General features: G+C 68.2%; 4 protein-coding genes and 1 pseudogene. 2 read left to right on the forward strand and 3 right to left on the reverse strand.

The genetic code is table 11. The features are described 5' to 3' along the window. The coding region (locus tag AC1DU6_RS16435; protein WP_477858357.1) for a M48 family metalloprotease at positions 1-2,032 on the reverse strand (2,032 nt) is incomplete at its 3' end. Positions 2,033-2,087: 55 nt separating this feature from the next. Further along, positions 2,088-4,082 carry an SDR family oxidoreductase gene (locus AC1DU6_RS16440; protein WP_477858359.1) on the reverse strand — a complete coding sequence of 665 codons (1,995 nt, stop codon included), beginning with the start codon at positions 4,080-4,082 and terminating at the stop codon, positions 2,088-2,090. 205 nt (positions 4,083-4,287) lie between these two features. On the opposite strand from AC1DU6_RS16440, the gene AC1DU6_RS16445 reads away from it, so the two are divergent. Both AC1DU6_RS16445 and AC1DU6_RS16450 read left to right on the forward strand, forming a co-directional pair. Continuing rightward, on the forward strand, positions 4,288-4,995 hold the full coding sequence (locus AC1DU6_RS16445; RefSeq protein ID WP_477858361.1) for a phasin family protein: 708 nt from the start codon (positions 4,288-4,290) through the stop codon (positions 4,993-4,995). A gap of 20 nt (positions 4,996-5,015) precedes the next feature. After that, complete coding sequence (locus AC1DU6_RS16450) at positions 5,016-6,257, forward strand: patatin-like phospholipase family protein (RefSeq protein ID WP_477858363.1); 1,242 nt, start codon at positions 5,016-5,018, stop codon at positions 6,255-6,257. Here AC1DU6_RS16450 and AC1DU6_RS16455 read toward each other — a convergent pair. Further along, positions 6,254-6,439, reverse strand: a pseudogene (locus AC1DU6_RS16455) (5-demethoxyubiquinol-8 5-hydroxylase UbiM); the annotation flags it as partial. The gene AC1DU6_RS16450 and the pseudogene AC1DU6_RS16455 overlap by 4 nt on opposite strands.

The raw sequence follows: 6,439 nt of genomic DNA on the forward strand, positions 1-6,439 counted from the left end.
GGGTGGCGTAGCCGCGCGGCGTGGACGGCACCGTCGCCTCGCCGGCGGGCTCCTTGGCAGCCGTGCGGCTTTCCGCGGCCAGCAGTTCCGCCAGCACGGCACCACGCAGCCCATTGAGGGCGCGTTCCGCCAGGTCCATCCAGCTGTCGATGACGCCGAGCCAATCGCCCAGATGGCTGATGTCGGGCGGACCGAGCTTCAACTCACCCAGCGCGGCGACCCAGCTGTCGACCTGCAGCCGCTTGCAGGTGGCTTCATCCAGCACCACGTCAGGGGCTTCGGCATAGAACTGCTGCAGCGCGTGATGCAGCCGGCCGCCGGCATCTCGCACGCGCATGCGACCGGCATCGCTGATCCGGCCCGTGGTCTCGACGCGAACCGTGTGCGCCAGCATGCCGCGCAGGTCGCGCAGATTGGCGGCGGTGTGCTCGGCGTAGTGCAGCTGAGCGAGCAAGCCGCGCAGCCGCGCCTCGCTGCCGTCGCCCAGTGCCCGCGCCAATGCGAGATGGGTCTCGCGGGCAATCTGGTCGTGGCGGCGCAACTCGGCCAGCAGCTCGGCATGCTCGGCCGGCTCCTTGTCGGCGTCGATGCGGCGCCAGCGCCGCACGGCCTCACCCAGGCTGGCTGGATAGAGGGCGGCAAGGCGCTGGATACCCTCCGCCTCCTCGGGCAGGTCGCCAACCAACTGGCCGGGCTCGGCCGCATGGCGGGTCAGTGCGCGGCCCAGATAGGCGCCGCGGTAGCGCGGCTGCAGCAGCTCGCCGCCGAAGCGCTCATTCAGCGCTTCCTGCAAGGCCGCCGCGTCCATGGGCTTGGCGGACTCGGGCGCCTCGATCAGCCGGCGCGTGACTTGCTCGCGCAGCGTGGCGGCGTTCTCGAACAAGGTCCAGGCACTGCGCTCATCAACCTCGCTGGCCTTGTAGTTTGTCTTGGCACGCGCCTCGCGCTCATGGTTGAGCGGATGGGTGCGCCACATCTGCGGCACGGCGCTGTCGGCGGTGTCGAACAGGCGGTTGGGGCCGCCCTGTGCGACCGGCACCCGGCCATAGTCGGCGTCATCCAGCATGCGACCGGTGCGCTCGGCGATAGCTCCCTGCAGCGCGAACAGGTCGCCCACCCATTGCTCCTTGACCCGCAGCTCGCCCGCCACGCCGGCGGCACGGTCCCAGTCGATGTCGGCCGTCTGCAGCTTGTAGAGGGCGTGCACCAGCGCATCGCTGCCGGTCAGCGCGACGGCCACCGCGTCGGCGCCGTACTCCATCTCGCGGCCCAGGCTGCGCTGCAGCAGCTGCACACCGGTGAAGACGCTGTCCACCAGGCTGCGGATGGCCCAGACGATGACGCTGAGCACCCAGCCGACCCAGGCGATGCGGAAGTCGAAGCGGGACAGGGCCTGCAGGAAGTTGTCCAGCATGTCGCGCTGCGCCACCAGCCGCGCGGCGATCTGCTGGGCCACGTAGACCCAGCGGCCCACGGCCATGGCACGCTGCGCGAAGTGGCCGAATTCGTGCGCCAGCACCGCGCGCAGTTCGCTGCGGTTCAGCACATTGACCAGGCCCAGGCCGATCTCGAGGTTCTTCTTCGTCGGCCACAGCAGGTTCAGCGGCGACAGGTCGTAGAACACCGCCGCGTTGACGCGCGCCGACACCAGCACACGGTGCGGGCGCGGTGCGCCGACAGCATCGGCAATGGCGTTCAGCTCGACGAACAGCGCGGGCTGGTCGGTGCTTTGGATCTCCAGGCTATGGTCTTCGGCGCGGCGCTGGYGGAAGAACAGCGCCTTCAGCATGAAGACGGCCAGCAGCGCCGCGCACAGCGCCACGAGGAAAGCCCAGAAGCCGTCGCTGCGGCCGGCGAATGCGCTCTGGCCCAGCCGCCACGCCGTCCAGGCGAACCAGCCGGCCAGACCGAAATAGATGCCGAGGAAGGCGACCAGCGAGGCCACGGCGCCCCAGGCCCGCAGTTGGTAGCTGCGCGGCGTGGGCGTCGGCTTGACGGACGGCAGCGGCCCGACAGGGTGTGAGTGTTGCAAGAGATCCTCCCTTCACGCGCCGGGGCTCTGTGGCCCCTGGGCGCTCATCGATGGCTTAGAAGTGAATCCCTCGCATCATTTGCTGCATCGCGATGGCCTCGGGCGACAGCCCCGACTTGCCCGACTTGTCGCCCTTGGCGGCCGAGCTGTCGGGGAACATGCGGAAGGTCGTGTTCATGACGATCTGCGCGATGCGTGGCGCCGCGGCGTGCAGCATCTCGCCCGAGATGCCCAGGCGCGTGGCGATGCGCACCGGCTTGTTGATGCAGGCCTGCGCAATCATGTCGCCGGCCTCCTCGGGCGCCAGCGTCGGCACGTTCTTGTAGATCGCGGTCGGCGCAATCATCGGCGTGCGCACCAGCGGCATGTTGATGGTCGTGAAGGTCACGCCGGTGTCGGCGAACTCGCTGGAGGCGCAGCGCGTCCATGCGTCCAGCGCGGCCTTGCTGGCCACGTAGGCGCTGAAGCGCGGCGCATTGGTCAGCACGCCGATCGAGCTGATGTTGACGACATGGCCCTTCTTCTTGGCCACCATGCCGGGCAGCAGGCCCATGGTCACGCGCAGGCAGCCGAAGTAGTTCAGGTCCATCGTGCGCTGGAAGTCGTGGAAGCGGTCGTAGCTGCTCTCGATGGCGCGGCGGATGGAGCGGCCGGCGTTGTTGATGAGGAAGTCGACTCCGCCGAACTCTTCGGTGCACCACTGGATCAGCCCGGCGCAGCCGGCCTCGTCGGCGATGTCGCAGGCATAGCTGTGGATCTGCGCGTCCTTGCCCGCCGCAGCCTTGATCTCCTTGACCGCTTCGGCCAGCTTGACCTCGTCACGCGCGCAGATCAGCGTGATGGCGCCGGCCTCGGCGAACTTGATGGCCGCAGCCAGGCCGATGCCCGAGGAGCCACCGGTCACCAGCACCACCTTGCCGCCGGTCGCGCCGCGCAGCGAACGGTCGATGAACAGGGCGGGATCGAGATGACGCTCCCAGTAGTCCCACAGCCGCCAGGCGTAGTCGTTCAGGTCGGGGCAGGCGATGCCCGAGCCCTTGAGCGCGGCCTCGGTGTCGCGGCAGTCGAAGCGGGTCGGATAGTTGACGAAGGTCAGCATGTCCTCGGGGATGCCGAGATCCTTCATGACCGCGTTCTTGATGCGGCGCACCGGCGCCAGCGCCATCAGGCCCTTCTTGACGCTCTTGGGAATGAAGCCCATCAACGCGGCGTTGATGAACAGGTTCATCTTGGGCGCGTGCGCGGCCTTGCTGAAGATGTCCAGCACGTCGCCGACGCGGTAGCCCTTGGGGTCGACGAGGTGGTAGCAGCCGTGGGCCTTGGTGACCTTGTGCGAGATGTGGTCGAGCGCGTCGACGACGAAGTCCACCGGCACGATGTTGATGCGTCCCCCCTCCAGGCCGACGCTGGGCAGCCACGGCGGCAGGATCTGGCGCATGCGCTGGATCAGCTTGAAGAAGTAGTAAGGGCCGTCGATCTTGTCCATCTCGCCGGTCGTCGAATCGCCGACGACGAGGGCCGGGCGGTAGACCGTCCAGGGGCGCTTGCACTCCTTGCGCACGATCTTCTCGCTCTCGTGCTTGGTCATGAAGTAGGGGTGATCGAGGTTCTCGGCCTCCTCGAACATGTCCTCACGGAACACGCCTTCGTACAGGCCTGCCGCCGCAATCGAGCTGACGTGATGCACATGGCCGGCGTCGATGGCCTGCGCGAACTCGACCATGCTGCGGGTGCCCTCGATGTTCACCGCGACCTGCGACTCCTCGTCGGCGCCGAGGTCGTAGACCGCGGCCAGGTGGTAAAGGTGATCGATCTTGCCCTTCAGGCTCTTGACGGCGTCGCTGGCCACGCCGAGCTTCTTGCTCGTCAGGTCGCCGTAGACGGGGATCGCGCGGGTCTTGCTGACGCCCCAGTAGGCGAGCAGGTCGGGCAGCTTGGCCGCACTCTCCTCGCGCATCAGGAAATGGACCGTGCTGCCGCGGCGAGCCAGCAGCTTCTTGACGAGCCGCTTGCMGATGAAGCCTGTGGCGCCGGTGACGAAATACTGCATGCGGGTCTCCTGCTTGTGGATTTGGACGTTGTCGCGCTGATTCTTGACCAGGGTTTGCGGCCGCCCGCTGGGCACTTTCCCCAGGAAACGGCCTTCGCCATCGTAGAGCGCACTCACTAGGAATGGCCGTGCTGAAGGGGGATCGCGCCGCTACAGTCCCGGCGGCTGATCCCAACAAACCGCGCTAACTCGCAAGGACACCCAAATGGTCAAGAAGCTTCAAAAGATGGCAGACAAGAAGAAGGCCTCGGCCGCCACCGGCTTCCCGGCTGGCCTGCTCGATGGCGACATGGCCAAGAATGTCAAGGACAGCGCCCAGCAGATCTGGGCCGCCGGTCTGGCCTCTTTCGCCAAGGCCCAGGGCGAAGGCGGCAAGGTTTTCGAGGCCCTCGTTTCGGAAGGACTCAAATTGCAAAAGAAGACCCAATCCGCCGCTGAGGAAAAGCTCAGCGCCGTGGCCACCAAAGTCAGCGGCATGGCTGGTGATGTCGGCGCCAAGGCCGGTCAGCACTGGGACAAGCTGGAAAGCATCTTCGAGCAACGCGTCGCCAAGGCGCTGAAGACCCTGAACGTGCCGTCCGCCAGCGACGTGCAGAGCCTGATCAAGCGCATCGACGACCTGGCCGTGTCGGCCGGCCTGAAGAAGGCTTCGCCCGCTGCCAAGGCCAAGAAGGCCGTCGTCAAGAAGGCTGCTGCCGTGAAGAAGGCCGTCGTCGCCAAGGCTGCGCCCGCCAAGAAGGCTGTTGCCAAGAAGGCCGCTCCGGTGAAGGCCGCCGTCAAGGCTGTGGCCAAGAAGGTTGCCGCTCCCGCCAAGAAGGCTGCCGCCCCGGCGAAGAAGGCTCCGGCCAAGCGCGCCCCGGCTGCCAAGAAGGCTGCCGCCGCTCCGGCCGCCGAGCAAGCCGCTCAAGCCTGAGCAAGTAACTCTCTCTGACCATGAGCCAACCGAAGATCGGTTTGGCCCTGGCAGGCGGAGGCCCACTGGGCGCCATCTATGAAGTTGGCGCCCTTTGTGCTTTGGAGGAGGCCGTTGGCGGCCTCGACTTCACCGCTTGCGACGGCTACATCGGCGTCAGTGCGGGCGGCTTCATCGCCGCCGGCCTGGCCAACGGCATGACGCCGCGCCAGCTCTGCGCCGCCTTCATCGAGAACACCGCCGAAGCACCCGACCGCTTCGACCCGGCCGAACTGCTGCAGCCCGCCTGGACCGAGTTCGGCGAACGCCTGCGCCTGCTGCCCGGCCTGCTGGCCGACGCCGCCCGCGAGGTGCTGCTGGAAGGCCGCTCCCTGCTCGGCGCCATCGAGCGCCTGGGCCGCGTGCTGCCCACCGGCCTGCTGAGCAGTGAACGGTTTGGCGAGGCACTGACCCAGGTGTTCGCCGAGCCCGGCCGCAGCAACGACTTCCGCGACCTGCGCCATCGCCTCGTGCTGGTGGCCACCGACCTGGACACCGGCGAAGCCATCCCCTTCGGCGCCGAGGGCTGGGACCATGTGCCCATCTCCCAGGCCGTGCAGGCCAGCGCGGCGCTGCCGGGCCTGTTCCCGCCGGTCGAGATCGACGGCCGGCATTACGTGGACGGCGCATTGAAGAAGACGCTGCACGCTTCCGTGCTGCTGGACCGCGGCCTGGACCTGCTGATCTGCCTGAACCCGCTCGTGCCCTACGAGAGCAACCGCATGTCGCCGCGCGATGCGCGCTCGCGCCGCGCCAAGAAGCTGGCCAGCAAGCTCGGCCGCCCGGCCCTGCGCGCGCTGCAGCCGCGCATCCACCGCCTGGTGGACGGCGGCCTGCCGCTGGTGCTGTCGCAGACCTTCCGCTCGCTGATCCATTCGCGCCTGGCGCTGGGCCTCAAGGGCTATGAGCTGACGCACCCGCAGACCGACATCCTGCTGTTCGAGCCCGACCCGCGCGATGCCGAGCTCTTCATGGCCAACACCTTCAGCTACAGCCAACGCCGCCACCTCGCCGAGCATGCCTACCAAGCCACGCGCGAACTGCTGCGTGAGCGCGCGGCGCTGCTGAAGCCGCAGTTCGCGCGCGCCGGCCTGACGCTGCGCGAGGATGTGCTGGCCAGCCGCGAGGCCCGCCTGCTGCCTGCGCCGGGCGAAACGCCGATGGAACAGGCGCTGCGCTCGCTGCGCGGATCCCTGAGCGTGCTGGAAGCGCAGGGCCGCTAGGCGTCCACCAGCCGGCGCGTGATTGCCGCGCGCAGCGGCGGCAGATGGCGGGCGATGTCGATGACGGCGCGGCGCAGCGCCAACACCGGCGCGCGGTCGTCCGTGAAGAAGCGCACCAGCGCATTCGTGCCGGCATACAGCGGCCCCGCCGCACGGCGGTGCTCCGCCTCATAGGCCAGCAG

The organism is Roseateles sp. P5_B10 (assembly GCF_056400485.1).

Coding starts and splice junctions, on each gene's coding strand:
- AC1DU6_RS16450 (WP_477858363.1), top strand. CDS start 5,016: ATGAGCCAACCGAAGATCGGTTTGGCCCTGGCAGGCGGAGGCCCACTG.
- AC1DU6_RS16445 (WP_477858361.1), top strand. CDS start 4,288: ATGGTCAAGAAGCTTCAAAAGATGGCAGACAAGAAGAAGGCCTCGGCC.